The organism is Ruminiclostridium sufflavum DSM 19573, from assembly GCF_003208175.1.
Lineage (GTDB): Bacteria > Bacillota > Clostridia > Acetivibrionales > DSM-1351 > Ruminiclostridium > Ruminiclostridium sufflavum.
In genome coordinates, this window is sequence record NZ_QKMR01000018.1 from 19,015 (window position 1) to 43,217 (window position 24,203).

21 protein-coding genes and 1 pseudogene are annotated in these 24,203 nt (G+C 38.5%); 15 read left to right on the forward strand and 7 right to left on the reverse strand.

Features of this window, described 5'->3' with window-relative positions; all coding sequences use genetic code 11:
• The 3 genes from LY28_RS14135 to LY28_RS14145 all read left to right on the forward strand — a co-directional run bounded on the left by LY28_RS14135 (position 1) and on the right by LY28_RS14145 (position 6,862).
• Complete coding sequence (locus tag LY28_RS14135; protein ID WP_110462843.1) at positions 1-1,878, forward strand: beta-barrel domain-containing protein; 1,878 nt, start codon at positions 1-3, stop codon at positions 1,876-1,878.
• A 114-nt stretch (positions 1,879-1,992) separates the two neighbouring features.
• On the forward strand, positions 1,993-3,333 hold the full coding sequence (locus tag LY28_RS14140; RefSeq protein ID WP_110462844.1) for a hypothetical protein: 1,341 nt from the start codon (positions 1,993-1,995) through the stop codon (positions 3,331-3,333).
• A 124-nt stretch (positions 3,334-3,457) separates the two neighbouring features.
• Positions 3,458-6,862: an insulinase family protein gene (locus LY28_RS14145; protein WP_110462845.1), complete on the forward strand. Its 3,405-nt coding sequence runs from the start codon at positions 3,458-3,460 to the stop codon at positions 6,860-6,862.
• A 146-nt stretch (positions 6,863-7,008) separates the two neighbouring features.
• Here the strand turns inward: LY28_RS14145 and LY28_RS14150 are convergent, their stop codons facing one another.
• A complete protein-coding gene (locus LY28_RS14150; protein WP_242981307.1) occupies positions 7,009-7,566 on the reverse strand; it encodes a TetR/AcrR family transcriptional regulator in 558 nt (185 codons plus the stop codon).
• 186 nt (positions 7,567-7,752) lie between these two features.
• Here LY28_RS14150 and LY28_RS14155 point away from each other — a divergent pair, with 186 nt between their 5' ends.
• Complete coding sequence (locus tag LY28_RS14155; RefSeq protein ID WP_110462847.1) at positions 7,753-8,454, forward strand: ABC transporter ATP-binding protein; 702 nt, start codon at positions 7,753-7,755, stop codon at positions 8,452-8,454.
• A 5-nt stretch (positions 8,455-8,459) separates the two neighbouring features.
• Positions 8,460-11,504 (forward strand): ABC transporter permease, encoded by a 3,045-nt coding sequence (locus LY28_RS14160; protein ID WP_207658113.1) that lies wholly within the window; start codon positions 8,460-8,462, stop codon positions 11,502-11,504.
• A 126-nt stretch (positions 11,505-11,630) separates the two neighbouring features.
• On the opposite strand, the gene LY28_RS14165 is transcribed toward LY28_RS14160, so the two are convergent.
• Together LY28_RS14165 and LY28_RS14175 are read right to left on the reverse strand one after the other, a co-directional pair.
• A complete protein-coding gene (locus tag LY28_RS14165) occupies positions 11,631-12,824 on the reverse strand; it encodes a cation:proton antiporter (RefSeq protein WP_110462849.1) in 1,194 nt (397 codons plus the stop codon).
• 353 nt (positions 12,825-13,177) lie between these two features.
• Positions 13,178-13,612, reverse strand: a pseudogene (locus tag LY28_RS14175) (asparagine synthase-related protein); the annotation flags it as partial.
• 345 nt (positions 13,613-13,957) lie between these two features.
• On the opposite strand from LY28_RS14175, the gene LY28_RS14180 reads away from it, so the two are divergent.
• The 5 genes from LY28_RS14180 (at position 13,958) to LY28_RS14200 (ending at position 17,328) form a co-directional block, all read left to right on the forward strand.
• On the forward strand, positions 13,958-14,155 hold the full coding sequence (locus LY28_RS14180) for a hypothetical protein (RefSeq protein WP_110462851.1): 198 nt from the start codon (positions 13,958-13,960) through the stop codon (positions 14,153-14,155).
• Positions 14,156-14,575: 420 nt separating this feature from the next.
• Positions 14,576-14,854: a hypothetical protein gene (locus LY28_RS14185; protein ID WP_110462852.1), complete on the forward strand. Its 279-nt coding sequence runs from the start codon at positions 14,576-14,578 to the stop codon at positions 14,852-14,854.
• A gap of 220 nt (positions 14,855-15,074) precedes the next feature.
• Positions 15,075-15,581: a hypothetical protein gene (locus tag LY28_RS14190; protein WP_110462853.1), complete on the forward strand. Its 507-nt coding sequence runs from the start codon at positions 15,075-15,077 to the stop codon at positions 15,579-15,581.
• A gap of 212 nt (positions 15,582-15,793) precedes the next feature.
• Positions 15,794-16,759 carry a helix-turn-helix transcriptional regulator gene (locus LY28_RS14195; protein ID WP_110462854.1) on the forward strand — a complete coding sequence of 322 codons (966 nt, stop codon included), beginning with the start codon at positions 15,794-15,796 and terminating at the stop codon, positions 16,757-16,759.
• 56 nt (positions 16,760-16,815) lie between these two features.
• On the forward strand, positions 16,816-17,328 hold the full coding sequence (locus LY28_RS14200; RefSeq protein WP_110462855.1) for a ClbS/DfsB family four-helix bundle protein: 513 nt from the start codon (positions 16,816-16,818) through the stop codon (positions 17,326-17,328).
• Positions 17,329-17,355: 27 nt separating this feature from the next.
• Here LY28_RS14200 and LY28_RS14205 read toward each other — a convergent pair whose 3' ends face one another.
• Entirely contained in the window at positions 17,356-17,796 is a 441-nt protein-coding gene (locus LY28_RS14205; RefSeq protein WP_110462856.1) for a hypothetical protein, read from the reverse strand.
• A gap of 273 nt (positions 17,797-18,069) precedes the next feature.
• Between LY28_RS14205 and LY28_RS14210 the strand changes: the two genes are divergently transcribed.
• Positions 18,070-18,429 (forward strand): BlaI/MecI/CopY family transcriptional regulator, encoded by a 360-nt coding sequence (locus LY28_RS14210; protein WP_110462857.1) that lies wholly within the window; start codon positions 18,070-18,072, stop codon positions 18,427-18,429.
• A 58-nt stretch (positions 18,430-18,487) separates the two neighbouring features.
• Entirely contained in the window at positions 18,488-20,023 is a 1,536-nt protein-coding gene (locus LY28_RS14215; RefSeq protein ID WP_165835576.1) for a M56 family metallopeptidase, read from the forward strand.
• A 95-nt stretch (positions 20,024-20,118) separates the two neighbouring features.
• Here LY28_RS14215 and LY28_RS14220 read toward each other — a convergent pair whose 3' ends face one another.
• Complete coding sequence (locus LY28_RS14220) at positions 20,119-20,397, reverse strand: DUF4491 family protein (RefSeq protein ID WP_110462859.1); 279 nt, start codon at positions 20,395-20,397, stop codon at positions 20,119-20,121.
• Between the two features lie 37 nt (positions 20,398-20,434).
• Positions 20,435-20,905: a pyridoxamine 5'-phosphate oxidase family protein gene (locus tag LY28_RS14225; protein WP_110462860.1), complete on the reverse strand. Its 471-nt coding sequence runs from the start codon at positions 20,903-20,905 to the stop codon at positions 20,435-20,437.
• A gap of 150 nt (positions 20,906-21,055) precedes the next feature.
• Between LY28_RS14225 and pdxR the strand changes: the two genes are divergently transcribed.
• Both pdxR and LY28_RS14235 read left to right on the forward strand, forming a co-directional pair.
• Entirely contained in the window at positions 21,056-22,504 is a 1,449-nt protein-coding gene (gene pdxR, locus LY28_RS14230; RefSeq protein WP_110462861.1) for a MocR-like pyridoxine biosynthesis transcription factor PdxR, read from the forward strand.
• Complete coding sequence (locus LY28_RS14235) at positions 22,501-22,980, forward strand: methylated-DNA--[protein]-cysteine S-methyltransferase (RefSeq protein WP_110462862.1); 480 nt, start codon at positions 22,501-22,503, stop codon at positions 22,978-22,980. The genes pdxR and LY28_RS14235 overlap by 4 nt, the downstream gene beginning before the upstream one ends.
• Positions 22,981-23,217: 237 nt before the next feature.
• Here LY28_RS14235 and LY28_RS14240 read toward each other — a convergent pair whose 3' ends face one another.
• On the reverse strand, positions 23,218-23,721 hold the full coding sequence (locus LY28_RS14240; RefSeq protein WP_110462863.1) for an amidase domain-containing protein: 504 nt from the start codon (positions 23,719-23,721) through the stop codon (positions 23,218-23,220).
• 293 nt (positions 23,722-24,014) lie between these two features.
• Here LY28_RS14240 and LY28_RS19190 point away from each other — a divergent pair, with 293 nt between their 5' ends.
• On the forward strand, positions 24,015-24,170 hold the full coding sequence (locus tag LY28_RS19190; protein WP_165835577.1) for a hypothetical protein: 156 nt from the start codon (positions 24,015-24,017) through the stop codon (positions 24,168-24,170).
• Positions 24,171-24,203 lie beyond the last annotated feature (33 nt).

Sequence of the window (24,203 nt, forward strand, 5' to 3'; positions counted from 1 at the left end):
ATGAAAGATATACTAATAGATATAAACGACCTTACGGACAGCCGTGAAATGTATCGATCAAAGCCGCACTCCTTTGTATGGGTATTTACATATATTATTATTGCTTTGGTGGCAGCTGCGGTTTTATGGGCAGGCTTCGGGAAAAAGGAAATTGTAATAAAAGCAAGCGGACAGGTAAGACCTGAATCAGGCATCAGCACAGTTAAGAATATTGCTGCCGGAGAAATAGAAAAGATAAACTATAAGCAGGGGATGGCAGTTAAAGCAGGAGACATATTATATACAATTAAGCACGATAATCTTCTGGTGGAGAAGGAAGCCCAGAATACCCAGCTGTCAGAGCTCCTAAAAGAATTATTGAACCTGAATAGCTACAGAAAGTCAATTATTTCAGGTACTAATGAATTTGATAAAAGCAGTGAGCCTATGTATTACGAAAAGGTAAGGAAGCTGCTGATGGATATACAGTATACCCAGTCGGATACAAATTATAAGCTAACAAAGCTGAAGGAGGAACGAAGTATCAACAGCAGTCAGCTTTCAAATTATGAGGCTGAAATAGTATGCCTCAACAGCTATATGAAATCGTTGGATGATAATAAAAATTATTTGGAGGATGACAGCGAAATTGAAAGGCAATACAGCCAAAAGTATGAAAACTATATAATTTCTCAGAAAAATATAGACCGTAAATTTGAGCAGCAGTCAAATGATATTAAAAAAAATAGTCTTGAGGCTTTGAAGCAAACGCTGGCAGAGGAAAAAAAATTATTAAGTGCTTATGAAACTCTGAAAAAAAGTGTAAATGAAGGAGAAAGCTATTTTTCGGCAAGTGACGGTAACAGGGCCTTTTATACGGATTATGAATATAAGCTTAATACACTTAAAAATACCTATGCTGAGCAGAAACGAGTATACGAAGCTTATGAGGCGTTAAGCGGAGTAGCTGTTTCAAAGTCCGAGCTTGAAAATGCCAGAATACAGATGCAAAAAGCAGAAGGAGAATATTCCACCTTTAAAAGTAATTTTTTATCTGATATTGATAAAACCATCAGTGAAAAGGAAATAAGGGTGGCCGAGTTAGAGAGCAGTGTTTCCGGTACATTGGACAAAGAGACCCTTTTAGAGCTTAACAGCAAGGACAAAGAAAGCACCCTGAAAAAGCTATATATAGATGAACGGCAGGCAGCGGCTGATTCAATAGAAGGCTTGACAAACAGTATAAATTCACTGAAGCTGAACATAGCATTGGGAGCAGCGGAATTAAAAACAATTACGGATGCCGCAGACAGTAATAATAGTATTAATTACTCGGTGGTAGAAAGGACAAAGTCCCAGGAGCTTGTGTCGACAGATGAAAAAATAAAAAATACAACGGATAATATTACGGCAATAGAACAAAACATAAAAAAGCTGCAATTGGATATTGACAGTGCAATAGTCAAAGCCAGTATAGACGGTGTTGTAAATGTTGTATCGGAAGTATACGAAGGAGATTTCGTAGCGGGAGGAAGTGAGATTTTAACAGTAATACCCGATAAGAATTCCGCCTTTACAATGCAGATATTGGTTAATAATAAGGATATAGGGGAAATACATGCTGGAGATGCTGTCAAGTACAGCTTTGCAGCCCTTCCGTATAGAGAGTATGGTCAGGTTACAGGGAAAATAACCAATATATCAAAGGATTCAATAACAGACAAGAACTCAGGACAAAGTTATTATACTGTTGAGGCCACTGTTCCTGATATAAAGCTTTTTGCTAAATCAGGGAAGCAGGGAGAAATAAAGGTTGGTATGCTGTGTGAGGCAAATGTCGTAACAAAGCAAAAAAGCTACTTAATGTACTTCCTTGAGAAAATTAATTTGCTGGACTAGTCAGCGTATCACTGGAAATAATTTTTGTGCAGAAATAGCTTTGAGCAAGCAATGATTATGCACCTTTTACTTACTATTTGTGTCGTCGGCTGTATAGGCGAAATGGAGGTCAGCTTGAAAACATTTTTTTTAAAAAGAAAAATATTTGCCCAATTACTGCTGATTTGTTTTCTGGCATTTTTCATAAACAGTACTGAAGCCGCAGAAACAACAAATACAAGCATAATTAAGCTGGATGGCTGGAGCTTGGAGGATACCTACAGCATATCCTATGGAGAGGGTAAATTCACAACATACACCTACAGTGATTTTCAGGGTATGTATAACAAGAATTGCACTGATGAACAAATAAATGACCTTTCCCTTGAAAACAATAGCTTGCAATACCAGCAATACTGCCTTCAATATGACAGTATTTGTGACAGTATTGCAGAATACAGGCAGCTGTCGGAAAAATACAATGCCTTGGCGAGAGTCTATGAGGATGAAATGAACGCCGCCGCCGGAGCTCAGAAGGACACTGCCCGGCAAGGCATGCAGCAAAGCCTTCTTACTGCAAAAGCATATGAGGCCGAATTGGCGGCTGCTGTTTTGAAAAAGGCTGATATATATGTCAGCAGAGAAAATAGTCTCTTTATAAAAAATAACGAGGGAACAATTCGAAATCAGCAGTATGTATCTCAAACAACCGATTTCAGGAATTTTGTATACGAACTGAAAATGCTTGATGAAAAATATGATTTGCAGGGTATATATGCAGATTATGCCAAGCTGCAGGAGGATGAGCAAAGTATAAATAAGTCCAAGGACATGGCTTTTCAGGCGGATGTGGATTTTTACAGCTCAGATTATGATTATTATATAAATCAGCAGAAGCTTGTTAAGCAGCAATATAATAATCAATTTGAACAGCTCCTCAGCAGCTCTGGTATTTCACCGGAAACTCAGGGAACCGTTATCAAGACAAATATAGAAGCTATAAAAGGTATACGGCTGATAAGCTATGAGACCTTGGAAAGCAGTATTAAGCTTACCGACATTAAGGAAATGCAGCTGGATGATAAGTACAGGATTATTGACGGTAAAATAAAAATATTAAAGGAGTATTATTCGGATACTTCGGGTGAAGTCAGGCTGGCACAGAACGAAAAAATTCAGACAAGTATGGAGCGCAATAAATGGGTTATTCAAAGAAAGAATATTTTGAAAAATGCCCATGCACTATATAGGAGTAAATATTACGAAATTGGTATCAACGAAAAAAAAGCAAAAGCCTTGCATGATAAATATATAATTTTATTAAATAAATATAATTTTGGGCTGACTGATAAAATAACAGTAAAAGAGGCAGAGCTAAGCTATATGCAAGGCAAGTTCAATTTGTGGAATACTATTTTTGAATACGCAGGCTATTACAGTACTGTCGAAAAATATATCAGCGGAAATATACAGTGAAAGATTAATTAAGTGTTATAATCAATAAAAGGCTTATATTCAATAAATTTACAAAGTATTATTTTTATGCGTGGACACGCATATTTAAATAAAATTTTTATACATAAGGAGAGATTATTCAAAAATGAAAAGACTTCTATCATTAACGCTGGTATTGTGCTTGGTTTTAACCATGCTTTTTCAGGTTACCGGCAACGCAAATGCAGCTGAAGACATTTTAAAGCCCTTGCCGCAAGTTGGAGAGGTTGTGTCAGGCTTTAAAACAGTTGAGCTGAAAAATTTAGACCTGATAAATTCAAAAACTGCTTTGTTCGAACATGAAAAAACAGGAGCGAAGCTTCTATATATACAGAACAAGGACATTGACAGATCGTTTGACATAACCTTTAAAACTCCTGCAGCAGATAACAGCGGCATTAATCATGTCCTTGAGCATATAACAGTATCAGGCTCTCAGAAATATCCATTAAGGGATGTTGTATTTACTATTTCAAACCAGACATACAGCACCTTTGTAAATGCAGGCACTTTTTCGACTGCTACCACTTATCCCTTGTCCTCTATGAGTGAGGAACAGCTTCTTAAATTGACAGATATATATTTGGATTGTGTGTATCATCCGTCAGTTTACACCGATAAAAATGTGTTTTCAAGAGAAGCATGGAGATATGAGATGGCGGAGGCAAATGCTCCCTTGCAGGTAAAAGGGGTAGTTTACAATGAGATGAAGGGCGCACTTGGGAATATTGCAGCGGCAGCTAATGTAAACGTATTGAAAATCTTGTTCCCGGGCAGTGTTCAAGGTAATATTTCAGGCGGCAATCCGGAGGATATAAAAAAGCTGACATATGAACAGCTTATAAAGACACATGATACATACTACCATCCGTCAAATTCATTAATGATACTTTACGGTAATCTTGATTATAAAAAATTTCTTGATTTAATTAATGATGAATATTTATCAAAGTATGAGAAGCAGGATATAAAGATAGATGCAGGCATAGTGACACCGTTTTCCAAAAAGGCAGAAGCATCCTTTAGCTTCCCTGTTGCGGCTGCAGCAAATACAAAAAATGCTGCACAAATTGATTATGCTTATGCAATAACCGGAGCAACGGAAGAAGATGTAATAGGATTAAGTGTAATTGCAGAGCTTTTAAATTTGAATACCTCTCCGTTAAAAAAGGCTTTTGCCGGAGAGCAAATAGGCGGGGATGTTACAGTAAGCCTTAATGATATGATTGCTCAGCCCGTTATTACATTTTCGGTAAAAAATGCAGATGAAAATAAAGCGGCAGCTTTTAAAGCATTAGTGGATAAGTGCATGAAGAATATAATAAAAACAGGCTTTGACAGAGATTCAGAAGATGCCATGATGTCAGCTTCCTTACTGGGTAATTCCAATTTTACGGAGGCAGGAAATATTGGGGTGAATATATCATACTTAGCAGCTTATAGATGGGCAAATAGTAATAATACCGATTATTTATTCAATGTAATCAGCAATTTAAAAAGTATTCAGGCAAAGATACCGGATAATTATCTGGAGAAGCTGGCCGCAAAATATATTGAAAAAAATAATCATGCAGCCTTGGTAACAACTGTTCCCGAGGCCGGACTTGCTGAAAAGCTGGCCGGTAACGAAGAGAAATATCTGTCTGATTTAAAGGTATCCATGAGCAAGGAGGAGGCAGATAATATTGTTGCTGCTACAAAAGCATATAATGAGTGGAATAGCGAAAAAGTAAATCAAGAGGTTATTGATGATATACAGGCAGTTAAGATATCAGATTTACCCGAAGAGCTAAAGAATTATCAAATTAATGAAACAAAGGCACCTTACGGCATCAGAATGATTTCCGCAGATGCGGATGTTGGAGAAACAGAAACAACCTCCTTACTATTGGACACCTCCGCGATACCTGTTGAAAAACTGCATTATTTGCAGCTATACAGCAGTCTGCTGGGCAGGCTCGATACAAAGACATATACTCATGAAGAGCTGAATGCGAAAATTTTAAGGTATTTAGGCGGAGTCCAAACCAGCTTGAGTACCATAAGCAGGGAGGATACAAAGCAATTTAATCCATACTTGACAATAGCATGGATGGGCCTGATGGATGAGTACGAGCAACAGGTTGATTTGGTAAGGGATATTCTCCTTAATACAAGGTTTGATAACAGCGAAATTATATTAAGCAATGTAAAAACTTTAATTGCAAATTGGAAGGCAGCCTTTTCTTCTGAACCGATACATGTTCAAATGGACAGAATTTCAGCTCAATTTGACGATGACAAAAATTTTCAGAGCTATATTTCAGGAATAGAATACTATAGCTTTTTAACTGAGGTTGAAAAAGCCTTAGCTTCAAATCCAAAAGCTGTAATAGCCGAGCTTGAAGAAATTAATAAGCTGGTTATAAATAAGACAGATATGATAACTGCATTTTGCGGAAACAAGAGTAATATAAAGAACTATGAAAATGCAATAAAGAGGATTACGGATGCATTACCTGCTCAGAGAATAGAAAAGCAGGATTATACAAAGATACCCAGGCCTTCTTTAAAAGAGGGGATAGCTGTAGATTCTGCGGTTCAATATAATATGGTATTTGCAACATACGATAAAATGGACACTAAGTTCAGCGGAAAATATATACCGGTTGGATTGGTAATAAACGAGAATTATACCACACCCAAAATCAGACTTGGAAATGGTGCTTACGGAAATATTGAAAACATTAATTCAAACGGATTCTTGTTTGCATCCTATCGAGATCCGAACATAAAAGAAACCTTTGAGATATTTAAGGGAATACCTGAGTTCCTGAAGAATATAGATATTACTCAAAAGGAGTTAGACAGATATATATTAAAGGCCTTCAGTACTTATTCCGCTCCAAGCGGAGAGCTTGTGGGAGCGGGAAATGCCATCAGCGGATATCTCTCGGGAAAGCAGGCAGATGCGCAGTTAAAGATTTTACGCGAAATTAAAGCATTGACAGTTCAGGATGTAAAAGATACTGCCGCAATAGTTGAAAGCTTAATTAAAAACGGTGCTTGTTCGACAGCGGGCAGTATGCAAAAATTGACTGAAAACAAAGAGCTTTATGATGCGATAGTTGCAATTGACCAAGGTACGGAGGAAACTCTCACAAGGGCCCAATTCTTTGATGTATTGCTGTCAGGAGTTCCGGATACTATGGCTTTTGCAAAACAAAACGGATTAATAACCGGTGACGGCAAGGGGAATTATTTCGAGAATAACAAGGTCACCAGACAGGAGCTTGCTGTCATAATAACAAAAGCAGCCGCTTTAAACGGAGTACAGCTGAATGGAAAAGAACTGGCCATAACAGATATAGGCTTAGTAAGCCCCTACGCAGCGGAAGGAGTGAGGGCTGCTGTCAATTCAGGAGTTATGAAGCTTGATGACAAAGGAAACTTTAATCCAAGGTCAGAAATTAAGATGTCGGAGCTACAGACTATTTTAACTGATTTTGTTAACAAGCTGACCGGGAAATAAATATATAGCTCTTGTAAAAAATAAAGTGGTTTAGTTCCGGGTACAGGACTAAACCACTTATTAATGGCTGATTTTAAACGACACAGGGAAATAGGGCGTTTGCGGAATTTTTTCTTGAAACAAAGGCCCTTTTCAAAAATTCAGCATCATATAAAAACAATACTGCATAGAATCTCAGCCATTTCTTTGGCTGATTTTTGAAGGCCGGTTTTCAGCCAGTGCTGTATAATGCCGACACTGCCGTTTACGGCAAACACAAAAAAGTATTCATCGTTAATAACATCCGCCGATTTTGTATCCTTCAGTTTTGCATCAGCCGGTATGCTCCTGCAATATTCATAAATCAACTTTAATAATTTCTTTTGAAAAGCGACATCACCCTGCTCGCTCATCAGCACCTGAATATGGTTGCTGTTTTCCACAAAATACTCAAAGATGCTTTCAATAATTTTTTGGGCTGCATTTTTATCGGTTTCAAGTAGACGCTGGAGTCGTTCTTTAGCATAAGAAAGTGTCTGGTCTTCGATAGTGCGCAGCAGCTCATATTGATCTGTAAAATGATCGTAAAAGGTTGTCCGGTTGATATCTGCGGTTTCGCATATCTCCTTGATGGTTATTTTAGAAATCGGTTTTTGTTTCATAAGCTCAATTAAGCTGTCCTGCAAAACCATTCTGGTATAGCGGGTTTTTCTGTTCTGTCTCATTTCTTTCACAAAATCACCACCTTAAGGATTTGATATAATTTTGAACGGAAAACAACATATACATGCTGATTTGTTGGGCAATCTACGTTTTCAAAGCATCTGATGGTTGCTAAAACAACACAATGTCATTATACTGTTACTATGCAAAAGAGTCAAGAATAACGCTCAATCTGAAAGGTAGATAGTATGGCTCTCATCGAATTGGAAAACATTAAAAAAGAATATACTGCCGGCGATGTACGCATCAAGGCAGTTGAAAATTGCTCCTTTTCTATTAAAAAAGGTGAACTGGCAGTCATTCTTGGGCCCTCCGGTGCCGGCAAAACGACGGTTCTCAATCTGCTTGGCGGGATGGACAGTCCAAGCAGCGGCAAGCTTATCGTAGACGGAAACAGCATCCATGAATACAGCAAGAGGCAATTAGTTGAATACAGAAGAAGCAATATTGGATTTGTGTTTCAGTTTTATAATCTTGTGGAGAATCTGACTGCTCTCGAAAACGTAGAGCTTGCTTGCCAGATCTGCCCCGATTCTCTGAACCCGAAAGAGGTTTTGGAACAAGTCGGCTTGCTGGAACGAATGAACAACTTTCCCTCCCAGCTTTCGGGCGGTGAGCAGCAACGTGTTGCTATTGCCAGAGCTATCGCCAAGAATCCCAAGCTGCTCTTATGTGATGAGCCGACCGGGGCATTGGACAGCGACACCGGAAAGAAAATAATTGCTTTGCTGCAAAAAAGCTGCAGAGAAATGGGGATGACAACCGTTCTGATTACCCATAATGCTGTCATTGCTGAAATTGCAGATAAGGTAATAAAAATAAAAAACGGAACGGTAAAAAGTATAACGGTCAATGAGCACCCTAAATCCGTCGATGGGATTGTGTGGTGAGAACGATGATTTATAAAAATGCATTGATGAAGATAAAAAAATCATTCGGACGATATATTTCACTATTAATCATCGTGCTGGTCGGTGTTGGCTTTTATGCGGGAATCCAGTCCAGCGCCCCTGATTTTATCGGTATTGCAGATAGCTATTATCACGATTACAGTCTGATGGATTTCAAAATCGTCAGTACAATGGGCTTGAGCGAGAATGATGCGGCTGCGTTAGAAGCAGTAAAAGATGTTTGTTCAGTTACAGGCAGTTATTCTCTGGACGTTCTTGAAGGAGAAAAAGCCGTTCGTGTTCACGCCATTGAAGAATCGGTCAATAGAGTAAAGCTGACCGCGGGACGAATGCCGGAAATGGGTACTGAATGTGTAGCTGACAGCAAAAATTATCAAATCGGTGATAAGCTTAACATTGCCGGTGACGTTGAGGGTAAGCTGAAAAACACTGAATTTACTGTTACAGGGCTTGTCGAATCGGTACTGTATATTGGAAGCGATTACGGGAGCACAACAGTTGGAGATGGGAAATTATCTTCTTTTATTTTTATAAGCAAGGAGAATTTTGCGCTGGACGCATATACGGAAATTTATCTCACAATGGAGGGCGGGAAAGATTATACCGCTTATAGCGAAGGCTATGAAGCTCTGTCAAGGGAGCTGAATGACGAGCTTATAAAAATCAAGCCGGACAGGGAAAATGCGCGGTATGCAGAAATTTACAGCGAGGCAAATGAAAAAATCTCAAGCAATGAAATGAAGTTAATGGATGAAAAAGCCGATAGCGAAAAAAAGCTCACCGATGCCAAAATAAAATTGGATGATAACGCAAAAAAGCTGAAAGACGGTAAGGAGGAGCTCCTTAAAAACGAAACTGAGCTGAATGATACAGTGAGAGAAAAGACCGCTGAATTTGAGAAGGCAAAAGTCAAGATATCCGATGGCTGGAAGGAAATTGATACGGCGCTGAGCCAAAGCGGGCTAAAAAAGGTGGAACTTTCCTCCAAGGTAAGCGGGCTGAAGCAGGCAATCGAAGGAATGAAAGCTCAGCTTGCCGAATTGCCTGCCGACAGTCAGCAATACGCACAGCTTTCCGCCATGCTTACAGAGTATTCCGCTCAATATAAGGGACTTGTAAAGCTTAAAGAATCAGTTGATGCATTAACTGACCAAGAAACGCAATTAAAGGAAGGAATTGAAACCTTTCACGCTGAAATAGCCAAAGCCAGAGCTGAAATTGCAAAGGGCAGAAAGGAGCTTGCAAATAACGAGAAGAAACTGAAGGTCGGATATGACGAATATCATGAGAATTTAGAAAAATTTAATACTGAGATAGGGGATGCAGAGAAGAAGCTTGCTGATGCGAAAACAGACCTTTCCGGGATGGAACACCCGAAATGGATTATTTTTGACAGGGAGGCGGCTGTAGGATACAAAGAACTGTATACGGATATAGAGGTTGTGTCCTCAATTGCCGCTGTATTTCCAATCTTTTTTATTGCCATTGCTGCACTGATGACATCCAATACAATGGCCCGTATGATTGCCGAGGAACGCAGTGAGCTTGGTGCTCTTGCCTCTCTCGGATATAAAAATAAAAAAATAATCAGCACGTATCTTTTATATGTACTGTCGGCTACGGCACTTGGCGCAGTCATAGGATTTTTGCTTGGATGCACTGTATTTCCGCCGCTTATTTTCTTAAACTTTAATTATATTTTGCCGCCCCTTGTTGTTGGATATAATCTGATTACGCTGGCCGGCATTATGGCGGTAGCGCTGGCTCTGATGTCTGCAGTTACGGTAATTGCCTGCAATAGAGAGCTCAGTCAAAAACCAGCCGTCCTGATGCGCCCATTACCTCCAAAACACGGGCAGAAAATTCTGCTTGAACGGATCGGGATTGTATGGAACCGTCTTTCTTTTACATGGAAGGTAACCATGCGCAATATGTTTCGGTATAAGAAAAGAGCATTAATGACGATTGTGGGTGTAGCCGGATGTACATCGCTTATGCTTGTGGGATTTGGATTGAGGGACAGTATGGACGGCTTTGTCGATAGACAGTATGGAGATATTTTAACTTATAATGATATGATTGTGCTGAAGGATGAAGTGTCGGGCTTAAGCGGAGATTTGAAGGAGCTTTTTACAAAGGAGCAAATTAAAAAGCCTCTTTTACTGCGTCAGAGTGCGATGAAGTGTGAACAAAAGGATACTTCACTGAAAGCTTATCTGATTGTGCCTGAAAATACCAGTGCCACATTTCTAGCTTACTATCGCTTAACAAGCAAGTCCACAGGTGAGCCAATTTCACCTGACAGCGACGGTGTAATTATTACGGAGAAGATTGCCCAAGTGTTTAAAATCGGCAAGGGCGATTCACTAATGGTAAAGGATACCGACAACAACGCATACAGCTTGACAGTATCCGAAGTGGCAGAAAATTATATCACCAATTATATTTATATGGACAGTGCCATGTATAGCAGAATATTTGGAAAACCTGCGATGTTCAATGCGGTCGTTTCCGATTTTTCAGGTGATGAAAAAACTCTTTCAAAGAACCTGATAGACAGTGCTTTGGTGCTTAATACTACCTTCACCGGCGATATTATCCAAAAGGCTCTGGACGGAAACGCAAAACTAAACAGCATTATTATTTTGCTGGTTGTGGTTGCATCCCTTTTGGCCATTATTGTGCTTTATAATTTAACCTCCATCAATATCAGCGAGCGAAAGCGGGAAATTGCAACCTTAAAAGTTCTAGGCTTCCGGGACAGTGAAACAAATGCCTATATATACCGGGAAGCTGTGATTCTAACGCTGGTAAGCATTGCCATCGGTATTGCTTTAGGCATTGCTTTACATGGCTTCGTTATTGATGTTCTCGAAGGAACTACGCGGGTGCTGCTCAGGAAAATCGGATGGTTTAGCTTCCTTGCTTCAGCCGCCTTGACAATGGTATTTTCTCTGGTCATGCAGGTGATTACCTATTTTAAGCTAAAGACGGTTGATATGGTTGAATCATTAAAATCCGTGGAATAAAGCTTAATACAATAAAATGCAGTCAATGAAACTATCGCTGACTGCATTTTTATAGGTGTAAATGACGAGCCTGCTGCAATTTGTTAGTCCTAATTGGCAGAGAAGTCAATCTTAAAGAGAGCAATATCAGTTTGCACTGTCTAATTTTGAAGAATGCTTAGAGCTGAATGCCATTTTAAGCAATGCAGGAGTTATGATGGTTGTCAGTATTACTACAATTAAAGTCGGAATATATATTTCCTCGGAGATGATACGATTTTGCATTCCTATATTTGCAGTAATAATTGCAACCTCACCTCGTGATATCATTCCGACACCAATTTGCAAGGATTCGGATTTACTTAATTTAAAAAGCCTTGCAGCACCGCCGCAGCCGATTAATTTTCCAATAACCGCTATAGCGAACATAACCAGAGTGATTATAAGAACCTTTAAATTAAAGCTTTTTATATCCGCCGAAATACCCACGCTTGCAAAGAATATCAAGGATAAAAAGCCTGAGGATATGGCTTTTATATTTTTTGTAATATATTCTCTGTGTATAAATTGTGATAGTGCCAAGCCACAAAGATATGCCCCTGTTATTGCTGCAATACCAAGGAACTCGGATACAAATGCCAGAAGCAAGGCCAATGCTATGCAGAAGGTAAGTAAGTCTCTCTTGTGACTGCCACTGATAACTCCTTTGTTTATAAATTTTGGAACTACTGCAATCATTAATACTGCAATGACACAGAATATAATTATTTTAACAAAGGTAAAAAGCAGGCTTGTAACAGCCTGTGCACCGGAAGCACCGCTTTCAAGAGCCTTTGACATTGCCAGAACTACAGATATAAGTATCAGGCCAAGGACATCATCTATTACCGCTGCTCCGAGAATATTTACTCCCGCCCTTGTATTAAGCTTACCCAATTCAGTAAGAGTTTCAACAGAAATACTTACACTTGTGGCTGTGAGTATTACTCCTACAAAAAGGTTTTCCCAGAAATCAGTGAAAAACAGATATGCGGCTGCAGTACCTAGAACCAAGGGCAGCAGAATTCCAACTACTGCAATTGCGAAAGAGGTTTTGCCTGCCTTTTTTAATTCGTCAAGATTAGTTTCCAGACCTGCGAGGAACATAAGCAATATGACTCCCAGATCAGATAAAAGCTTTATGCTTTCAGTATGCTGTACAAGCTTGAGCACGGCAGGACCGATTATAACACCGGCAATAAGTGCGCCAAGAACTTCAGGCATCTTGAATTTTCGGCTAATCAAGCCACCGATTTTTGTAAATATTAAAATAATTGCGATATCAATCAAAATTTTTTCCATGGTAAATTAATAGATTTTCCTTTCGTTGTGGTAGATTAAAGATATTGTAAGGCTTCTGTGCAAATTCTGCAAAATGCAGAGGTATAAGGGTGCTTCCGAAAAAACCTTCAATTGGCAAGCATAAGCATATATACTTCCAACTGGAAGATAACGAAAAAAATTCACATAATGATAATAACATTTTTAAGGTTCTAATTCAATATAATATGCAGAATGCTGCAAGAGTTAAAAACCTTTTAGAGAAAAATATTCAGACAATAATTATGGGGTGCTATAAATAAGAAACATATATTATATGAGTCTATTATTATAACAACCCCGTAATATTATTTATGAAGCTTCAGTCTGGCAGGCTAAACAATTTTCACATTATACTCTCTGAACCAGTAATCCAGCTGTATCAGCCATGCAATAAGCTGAGGCCTTCCCATCAGTTGTCCATACCAGGTGATATTACTGCTGGATTGCAGAATCGCAAGGGTATCAGTATGAATGATATCCTTTAATATTGAGCTTGGGTTTGACATTGTTTCATGAAGCATATTATTGACTATTGACTCATAAACAGGATTATGAGTTTTGGGATAAGGACTTTTCTTCCTGTGAAGAATTTTATCAGGTAAATATTGACTCATGGCTTCTCTTAGCAGTGCCTTTTCGACACGGCCCTTGAATTTAATTTTCCATGGAACATTAAATACATATTCAAGAATCCGATGGTCAGAAAATGGAACTCTGACTTCAAGTCCGCTTGCCATAGACATCCTGTCTTTACGTTCGCTGAGAGAAACAAAAGAAAAATCGTCAGAACTGTAGCCAATACTGTTTTATAAGGATGGCTGAAGAGTGGCCGTTTTTTAGGTGAATTAAAAATATATTTTTTGTAAACCGATAAAATTCCAATAAGGGCTGGAAAACATATTCCAGAGTTTTATTTCGGAATATCAGACTGAATTTCTATAATAGGCCGATTTCACTTTGATATCAGCATTTTTTCCTACAGTAAACTTTATAAAAAAAGAGTTTGAAATTTAAAGTTCATGTTGCATTTTGTCGAATTTTAAATTATAATAATGCTAATGCTAAAAAATAGACGATATTATAAGTGATTTATTAAGAGAGGAGGAAAGGTTTTGAAATTCTATACTATACCTAAATGGACTAAATACATAGCACAAGATAGTAACGGCAACTGGTGGGCATATGATGAAAAACCGAAATACGATTTACGGCTTGACTGGTCAGCCAGCGGGAATTGTCAGCAGATATTTCCAGTAGTTGCTTCCACATTATCACAATATAAAGGTATATATCAATATCTAGATGCATAGAATTAATATTTTTATTTAAGAAAATTAGATGCAAATTATTTAATATAAATCATATAGTAAGCTTATTAAAATTGGAAAGTTAGATTCCATACTTGTGAAACAATAGGTGGAATTTAATTTTTCAATCAACATTTTCCTTTCAAAGGTAATTCTTTTTCCCCAGATATTCTCTGAGTGTATGCTTTCATGGTTATAGATGAATCTGCCGTATCCGGAATAAATAATAAATTCATTAAAAGGACAAAATTAGCTTGACTAAATATTATTACATATATAGTATTAAATGTAATAATATTACTGAGGCTGATTGCGGTTCAAGCCTATGGACGATTTTATATCGTTTTTTTCAGCCGATAGTAATTTACTTTTGGCAATTGAATTTATAGAGAATATGAAAAGGGTTGGAAAGGAGTGTTTTAAATGCTTGAAGTAACGCTTGTTCTATGTACGGCAATTTTTTTCTTGTCTTTGTTTTTACTTGTGGCTGCATTGCTTAAATGGAAAAAAGCAAGATTATTTTTGGGATTGCTAATATTTGTATTTTCTGTTATTGCAATGATACTGTTTGTTAATGTTCAAAGAATTAATGGTAATCCGGATTCGGGAAAGGAATTTATGCAGCTTTATTTTCCTTTATTGGTTTTTGCTATGTTTATGGCAATAGGAGCTGTATCCTCAATCAGAGCTTTGAAAAAATGATAAGCCGGTTCTGTAATATCTGGGCATGGCTTTCAGAATTAATATATATTCAAATAATATGCTATAATGTTAAGATATGTTGAGCTGTAATGGATTTAGAGGTATAATAGGTTGTATGAATTTAAACAGTATGCAATTGAGAACTTACACTTTCACATAAAAGTGTTGATTATAAGATATCTGTTTTAACCTATTAAAGCTAAAGAGAGGATTGAACTGTGTGGAGGATGCTCAGAAGGAAGCGTTTAAATACCAATTAGACATATTAAAAAATGAAATCAATTCAACCAATGATGTTATTAACCAGATAAATACAATTACTCAGTCAATAAAAAACTGGGCTATTACTGTTTGGACAGGGAGTATAGCATTAATCTTGATTAAAAGCCAATATGATTTGAAGAAATTTGTTATTTTTACTTGCGTAATTCCATTGCTGTTTTGGGTTGTTGACGGAATGTGGAGAAGACATCAAAGTAGAATGATTTATAGAATAACTCTTATTTCTAAATTTTTAAACAGCGAAGATTTTAAAGAATCGTTTCAAAAGAGTAAATTAATAAATTTCAAGTTACTTGATATGAGAGCAAGAAATAGCGAGCATGAAAAGGAATACAAGAAGGCTACAGATATCCGGAGAATTCTAATGTTTAATACAATAAAATATTTCTATGGCGGATTGGCTTTTGTAAGCATTATATTAGGTGTGTATTTTATAATAAATTAACCTCTTGTTCTGATTAAAATATTAAATCCCGGTCCAAGCTGCGTTCAAAATCAGCTTAAAAGCTTAGTTCGGCTAAAGAGACGAAATAAATATCGTCTCTAAGGCTTTGACCGTAAATTGACTTTAGTAAAATACCGCAAGTAAAATCAAGCGGTCATCTATCTTTTTTCTTATAATAAATATAGGGTGGTTAGGACGGGGTGAACAGATGAATGTACGAATGGCAGAAGCAAATTCAAATAATCGTTGATGAAATAGACAAATGTATTAAAAATTATAGGGATGAGGCTTTAACGCTGTGCTTTCTTTCTTGCAGGCTGTGCTATTCCGAATTTTATACAACGAGAAAATTCAAAGAAATATCGGGAATGCAATTTAGGGATTATCTGCGTCATAGGAAATTAGCCTTTGCACTGAAAGAGGTACGTGATAGTGAGAAAAGCCTTTTGGACATTGCTTTTGATTATGGCTTTTCATCACATGAAGCCTTTACCCGAGCTTTCAAGGGAACATATGGCGTAACGCCAAGTGAATACAGAAAAAAGCCTAGGCCTGTTGTTCTTCGTACAAAAATAAACCCTTTCGACCGCTACTTTTTTGGATTTGGAGAGATTGGTATGATAAAATCTGCAGACGATGTTAAAATTTATTTTGTAACCATTCCGGCACACAAATTTTTGCACATTAAAAACTATGAGAGTAATGGGTATTGGGACTTTTGGCAGAAGCAAAGCCTTATTCCGGGGCAGGACTGCGAAACCATCTGCGGTTTGCTGGATAGTATCAAGGGTAAATTGGATGACGATGGCGGGAGCGAAGTTAACAGCGGCAGCGGTCAGATTATGGCGTACATCAATGACCCTGAGGGCAGGCTTTGCGATTGGGGTGTTCTGCGTACAGAGTGTTATGGTGTACGTCTTCCCGTTGATTATCAGGGCGAAGTACCGCCGCAAATGCTTATGATTGATATCCCCGAAGCCGAGTATATTGTCTTTGAGCATGGACCGTTTGATTATGAGCAGGAAAATCGCAGTGTGGAGGATAAGATAGAAACGGCTATGTCAACTTTTGATTTTTCAGGAACAGGGTATAGCTTTGATACCTCCCCCGGCAGAATCATTTATATGTATCATGATCCGAAACGGTTTTTCAAATATATCAGACCGGTGCGTAATTAAATTGGTTTGGCATGGTTTCTGGTTACGTTAGACAGAGAATGAACAGGAGGGATACCATGCAGGCATATAACAAAAGTCAGGAACTGATTGCAGAGATAGAAAAGGCAGCAAGGCTATTTATTGCTGAATTTGACAGTGTAGAAGAAGAGGAAAAAAATAAAAGGCTGGAGGGTGTGGACCGTTCTCCGATGCAGATGATTGCATACCAGCTTGGATGGCTGAGCTTAATTCTGAGATGGGATGCAGACGAGCTCGAAGGAAAAGAAGTGATCATGCCAGCCCCTAACCACAAGTGGAACCAGCTTGGAGGCTTATACGACAGCTTTTATACAAAATATGCTTCGTATTCTTTAGAGGAGCTGAGGGACATGTTTGAAAAAGCGGTCACTGAAATGGTTGCATGGATCAATACTTTATCAGAGCAGGAATTGTTTGAACAGGACGCTAGAAAATGGGCTTCCTCCACACCGTCAAGATGGCCGGTATGGAAATGGATACACATTAATACGGTTGCTCCGTTCAAATCTTTCCGAGGTAAAATCAGAAAGTGGAAAAGACTGAACACATAAAGATAGAAGCCTTTCTATTATATCTGTTTAATTTTTATTTAATTTATTAAAATAAGGAATATATGCCTTGGGAGTAGTTATTCTAATAAGGTTACTATCGATATTTATTTCAATTGGGTTTGTTAGCCACCTGGAATATCCTGATTTTTCTGTAAAAACATATTTAGCCGAGTTAATCTGTAATTCCTCTTTTTTTAATATGCCAGTTGATATTTTTTTAATTTCATCCAATTTAAAGCTTTTATCTTTCTCTGTTTCAAAGCTTAATGCAGTATGTTCTTGATGAGCCAAGAAATTACTGAATATTGCTGACATACATATTGAGAATAAAAGTGCGCTAAAAATCACTGCTGTTACAACTTTTATATCCATTGGTAATTTACTAAAAAAACCGACGCCTCCTATTGCTGCTAATATAATAAAACTTACTAATAAAAAATGTATAAAATATCTAAAAAAAGTATTCATGTGTCTCTCCTTGGACTCAAAAGTCGATTCATTTAGGACATTAGAACCAGTTGAATAACAACTATATCTTTTTATCATTTTAGCATTTAAAATACTTAAATATAAGCATTTTGTAATTAATTACAAGATGCTTATATTTATCCTTATAATATTTTATTGCACTGTGTTAAAATGCTATAACTCTTTATTCTCAGTAGAGCTATATTGACAAAATAGTTTAATGGCGTTAAACTAAAAACAGGTTTAATATGATTAAACCAAGGAGGGCTTAATATGATTGAGTACAAGTTAGGTGTTATGGAAATGAAGTTTGCAGATTTAATGTGGGATAATGAGCCGATTTCATCCGGTAACTTGGTGAAGTTATGTGAACAGGAATTAGGCTGGAAAAAATCTACTACCTATACCATGCTGCGCCGCTTATGCCAGCGTAATATTTTTAAAAATCAAGATGGCTTTGTTGCTTCTATTTTATCCAAGCAGGAGTTCCATGCTTTGCAGAGCGAAAAGTTTATTGAAGAAACCTTTGACGGCTCGTTGCCGAAATTTTTAGCAGCATTTTCGACAAGGAAAAAGCTGACTGATAAAGAAATTGACGAGTTGGAAAAATTAATATGCCGGAACAGGGGTTGAGCCTATGCCATATTTTATTCAATCGAAAATCCTAGATACTTTTTTACAGGTTCTAAATATGAGTTTGACTGCAAGCAGCATAATATTTTTCGTGCTGCTTGCACGGCTTCTATTTAAAAGAGCTCCCAAGGTTTTCTCCTATGCTATGTGGAGTGTTGTGTTTTTTCGGCTGCTTTGCCCTATCTCCTTTGAAAGTATGTTTAGTTTGTTGCCGATAAATGCAAGTCCCATTTCAACAAATACTGTTTATTCGGAAAAACCGCAGATAAGCACAGGTATAACGTCTATTGACAATGAAATCAACTACCTGCTGCCCGTTACTGCAAACGGTGCAAGTGACGTTAATCCGATGCTGATAGCGGCAATCATCGGCGAAATTCTCTGGCTTACGGGGATTGCTATTCTTTTGGCGTATAGCATTGTTTCTATTTTGCGGCTGCGCAAAAAGCTGGTAGGCGCAGTAAGGTTATATGATAACATTTTTCTTGCGGACCACATTGCCTCTCCCTTTGTTATCGGCCTGTTCCGTCCGGTAATTTACTTGCCGTCGGCTTTATCTGAGCAGGAACGAAGCTATATTATTCTACACGAGAAAACCCATATTAGACACTTTGACCATGTGATGAAAATCATAGCGTTTGCGGCCTTGTGCCTTCACTGGTTTAATCCGCTTGTTTGGATAGCTTTTACGCTTACCATCAAGGATATGGAAATGTCGTGTGATGAAAGCGTGATAAAACAGCTGGGAGCTGACATTAGAGAGGAATATTCTGCATTGCTTTTAAGTCTTGCAACGGGCAGAAAAATCATTGCTGGTACTCCGTTGTCCTTTGGAGAGGAAGATATGAAAAGCAGGATAAAGAATGTACTATGCTACAGGAAGCCTGCTTTGTGGGTCATGCTGGCAGCATTGGCTGCTGTTGCCGCAATTTTTATTGTATTTGCGTCCAACCCACAGCGCACATCAATGGAATGGGCTAAAAGGCTGCGTGTTGAAGATATTTCAAAAATTGAGCTGGTCGTAATGCCGAGTGATAAAGATGAACAGTATCGCCTGTTTGCTCATTCCGAGTTTTCCGATGTTGTCGCAGTAGTTAATAAAAGCCGGGGCGGGTATCTTCCAAACCCGGAAAGTCTGGCAGGCAGCGGGGTAACATACTATATTACTACCACAGACGGGGTTCGCCATATATTCAGTAACAACGGGTATCTATTTATTGACGGGGATTCTTATGCTGCCGGGCGTGATTGGCTTTCATCATGGGAGGATGTAAAAGGAAATTCTCCTTTGCCAGAAACCTTTCTCTTTGGCAATGAGAGGTTTCTGACTCTTGATGAATTAAAGCTCATTGCAAAAAAGGGTGATGCTGTTTCGTGGGATGATTTTGCACTCTACTATGGGCAGGATATAGGTTTCGGACTGTATATCATGCACTATTCAATGGAGGAGCCTTATTATGTCAGAGTTGGCGGGGTGCCGGGAGAATCACCGATGTATGCTCGTCTATATTCTGCCGAAACGGAAAAGTCTATTGATATCCTGCAGGAAAGTATCGACGATTTCGTCAAAAATTCCGAAGCAGAAGGGCTTTAATGTATCCAAAGCCGCTTCTGGTATCGGAGAAGACCGTTGCTTTTTTGTGACAGCTTGTACAGCGGGTGTTCTGGCTCTATAAAATAAGCTTAAAATTATATCCTATCTGGGTTTTTGGGAAACCACCCCTTCTGAACACGTTTTTCCTGTTCAAAAAGCTCCTTTACACTCCAAAAGCTGGAGAAACCGGTAACCCCTAAAAGTGATGATACAAAATTATTTTTTATTAAAAAGGAAATTACCAAACACACTATTCCAACGATGATAAATAACGGATAAATGCGTTTGGAAAAGTAATATTCCGCTTTTATGACAATAGGGTGAAATAACCCAATCAGCATAAAAGAGCAGAAGCCAATCAGTATTCCATGCAATAGAAAACACTCCCTTCAAAGAATGCGGTGCGGCATCCTATTTATGATATTTACCGGTACACTCTGAAACTTGAAGCTCAATGACGGAAGTGCCCTTGAGCATATTTTCAGGGAATTCCCCCCCTGTAAACTGGGGAGTGTACTTATCAACCAGCTTATTCAGCACCTCGCGCTTGAATTCAGGCTCCTGTATTATTTGTGCGGTGCCGGTCAGAACCACGCTGTTGTAGATTGCTTCTGTGCCGCAGGCGCACTTGTCGTCCGGCTGTAAACCAAGAAGCTCATCAACTTCAAAGCATGCCTTGGAATTTCTGTTTACATTGTCGATTTTCAGCCCTTTTGGCAATCCATGCATGTAAATATTACCCTTATAATACACAAAGTGCATCGCAATCACATAGGGATAGCCATTCTCCCGAATGGTCCCGAAATGACCGCAGTCTGCCCTTTGCAGCAAATCCTCAATTTGCTCCGGTGTTAACTGGAAATGCTTCATTCTGTACTGCATATAATTCCTCCTGAATATTTTTATATATTTAACAGAATTTTCTCCGTCCAATATTCCTTGCAAATTCAACTATTTTATTATACACTGAAAGTGAGCCTATTAAAAGGTACACTTTTAAAGAAATAGTAGGGGACACCTTGGAGAAAAATCATGATTTACGTTGATAAGAATACTGATATTCCTTTATATGAGCAGGTTTATCTGCAAATAAAAAGAGGGATTGCAGCTGGAGGCATTTCCAAAGGTAAGCGGCTTCCCGGTATACGAACTCTTTCTAAAACATTGGGAGTTGCGAGAAATACTGTGGACAGGGCCTATACCCAGCTTGCTGTGGAGGGATACATCACTCCGCGTAAAGGCTGCGGCTTTGTGGTGGAAGGGGAGACGGATTCTCTGTTAAAAAAAATAGAGTGCCCTGCTCCGTCTGCTTCCGGCAGCCATGTCTGCCGTATTCAAAAGGATTGCAGAAAGATAGAGTACGACTTTCAGTATGGAAATTTTCCAAACAGCTGTTTTCCAATTATCGCGTGGAAAAGGCATACCGCTGCTGTACTGGGGACAGCTACTTCTGCCGGCATCACGCAGTATGGCAGCCAGCAGGGGAATATATCTCTGCGGAAGGAATTGCAAGCTTATCTGCATCATTCCCGGGGCGTGTTTTGTTCGGAAGAGCAAATTGTAATTGGATGTGGCTTGCAATATTCGCTGGATATTCTATGCAAGCTATTTGAAGGTCACAAAAAGATTGCAATGGAGGAACCGGGCTATTCTGGGGCAAGGGAGCTTTTTAAGAATAACGGATTCTCATTGCATGGAATTGCAGCCAAAAAGGATGGGCTGGATTTGACTTCTCTGAAAGGGGCGGAGGTATGTGCAGCTTATATCACTCCATCCCATCAGTTTCCCTATGGGTCGGTTCTTTCCATATACAAACGTAAAAAGCTTCTGAAATGGGCAGTTGAGAGCAATTCATATATTATTGAGGATGATTATGACAGTGAATACCGATATGATGCCAATCCTGTTCCTTCGCTTCAGTCTCTTGACAGCAATGATAGGGTTATTTATATAGGGACATTTTCGAAAGCTCTGTCTCCCGCCCTGCGTGTCAATTATATGGTGCTTCCCAAGCATCTGCTTGAGGATTATCATCGAAGGTTTTCCTCTTATTCCAGTCCTGTATCATGGCTGATACAGGAGGTGCTGTCCAGATATATGGCTTCCGGCGAATATGTGCAAAATGTACGTAAGATGTGTTCTGCCTATCGAAAGCGGCACGATGTGTTTGTGCAGGAATGTGCCGAGCAGTTTGGCAAAAACGCTGTGCTTCATGGACGGGGAGCAGGGCTGCATTTTTTGCTGGAGCTTCCGGAGGGAACGGATACAGAACGGCTGATAAGAAAGGCGGAGAAAGCTGGGGTCAGGGTATATCCCGTGCGACCGTTCTGGAACCGTTCGGATGACTGTCCGGATAATTTGATTTTTATGGGCTACAGTTTGCTGGATGAGAAAAAAATACGTGAGGGTATCCGGCTTTTAAGGTATGCCTGTGGAGAAGATATTGTGCAAGAAAATATAAAAAGGAGGCAAAGCTTATGAAATATACAGCATATATGAAGACCTCGATGGGGCTGCTTGGAATATCGGAGACAGATGGTTTTATTACAGAGCTGTTTTTTGAAAAGGATACACAAAAGAATGCCGGCGGACAAAAGACACCTTTACTTGAAAAAGCTGAAAGGCAGCTTACAGAGTATCTGTCAGGCAACCGTGCGGCCTTTGACCTTCCGATTGCCGCCGAAGGGACAGTATTTCAGAAAATCGTCTGGGATGCTTTGCGTAAGATTCCATACGGACAAACACGCAGCTATAAGCAAATCGCAGAAATGATTGGAAAGCCGAGTGCTTCCCGTGCAGTGGGAATGGCAAACAATAAAAACCCTATTTTGATTTTGATACCCTGTCACAGAGTGGTGGGAGCGGATGGAAAGCTGATAGGCTATGCCGCAGGTTTAGATATCAAGGAAAAGCTGCTGGAATTGGAGCGGACAAAAAGCCCACAGAAGAAGATTTAAATGGTGAGTATATCCCTCAAAAAACAACTGCTTGTGATGCACTGCAAAGCAGCTTTGAAAGAGTAACGGGTGCCTTGCAGACGGAAGCAAAGCTTAAAGGACTGGTAAAAGCGGTATAGAAACCGTACCTTACCAGTCCTTTTGAAATTAGAGATTATACAGCTTTAATGCTGACAGAATTCAGAGCCTGTTTTGCCAGACAAAGCTCTTTTAAAAAGGGTATCCAAGGCTCATACTTTATCTCCAGATATATGTAGGATTGGCATTTGTACCTTCGTTATTTATCGAGGTAACAATACGATTTCTGAGAGTAGTGCTCATAGTCACTTCCCACCGAATTCCGTTCTTATAATCATAATTTGCATCTGCAAATTTTATTATTGATGCATCGCTATTTACGCTTGTAATAAATATAGAATGTAAATCTGTTGTACTGGTAGACTTAATTGTATAGCGAATTATATCTCCCGCTTTTATATCTTTTAGGCTATTTGTAGTATAAATTCTTTTCCAGGTAGAAACTGCCCTGCCACTTGTTTCATACTTCATGCGAACTGCAAAGCCTTGGCATTGATATGCTGCCCAACCGGGTGTCTGCTGATCCCTCCATACATTTCCATATGTGCTTTTTTGAGCTTCCAGCGATACGGAAGAAGCGGCAGCAAATATAGTTAAAGTACTTGCAAATAAGAAAGTAAAGGCTAATAAAAATGACGCAATTCTTTTTGTTAATTTGTTCATAAAAACTAAATCCTCCTTTAAATAAATAATATTTGGAAGCCCTCTTTACAAGATGCTTAAATCAGATGCTGAACTTGTAAATTTTATTTCGGTTAAAAGCTTACCGAGCTTCCTTAATTGCTATTAAAATTACTTTATGTAAATTTACATATATAAGTTAACTATAGGTATAAAATATCATATTTTACAAAATATGTAAATAATATTTGCTTTTTAGGTTTTATCAAATTTAGTAATAGGACATTCCTTATATTTAATAAGATTTAATAATGTGAATTGAAGGAGGAAGCCTTATGCAGCCAGTATTTATTACTGAGAGAGAAGAACTGGTAAACGGATTTAAGGTTATAACTAAAAAGCCTGAATTGTCTGAGAATGAGTATAGAAAAATTGAATATCTGATAGTTGCAGATATTTTTAAAAGCCTGTCGGAGCAAAGCTATAATTAATTGAAGCATATTTAATGAATGAACAAAAGGAAG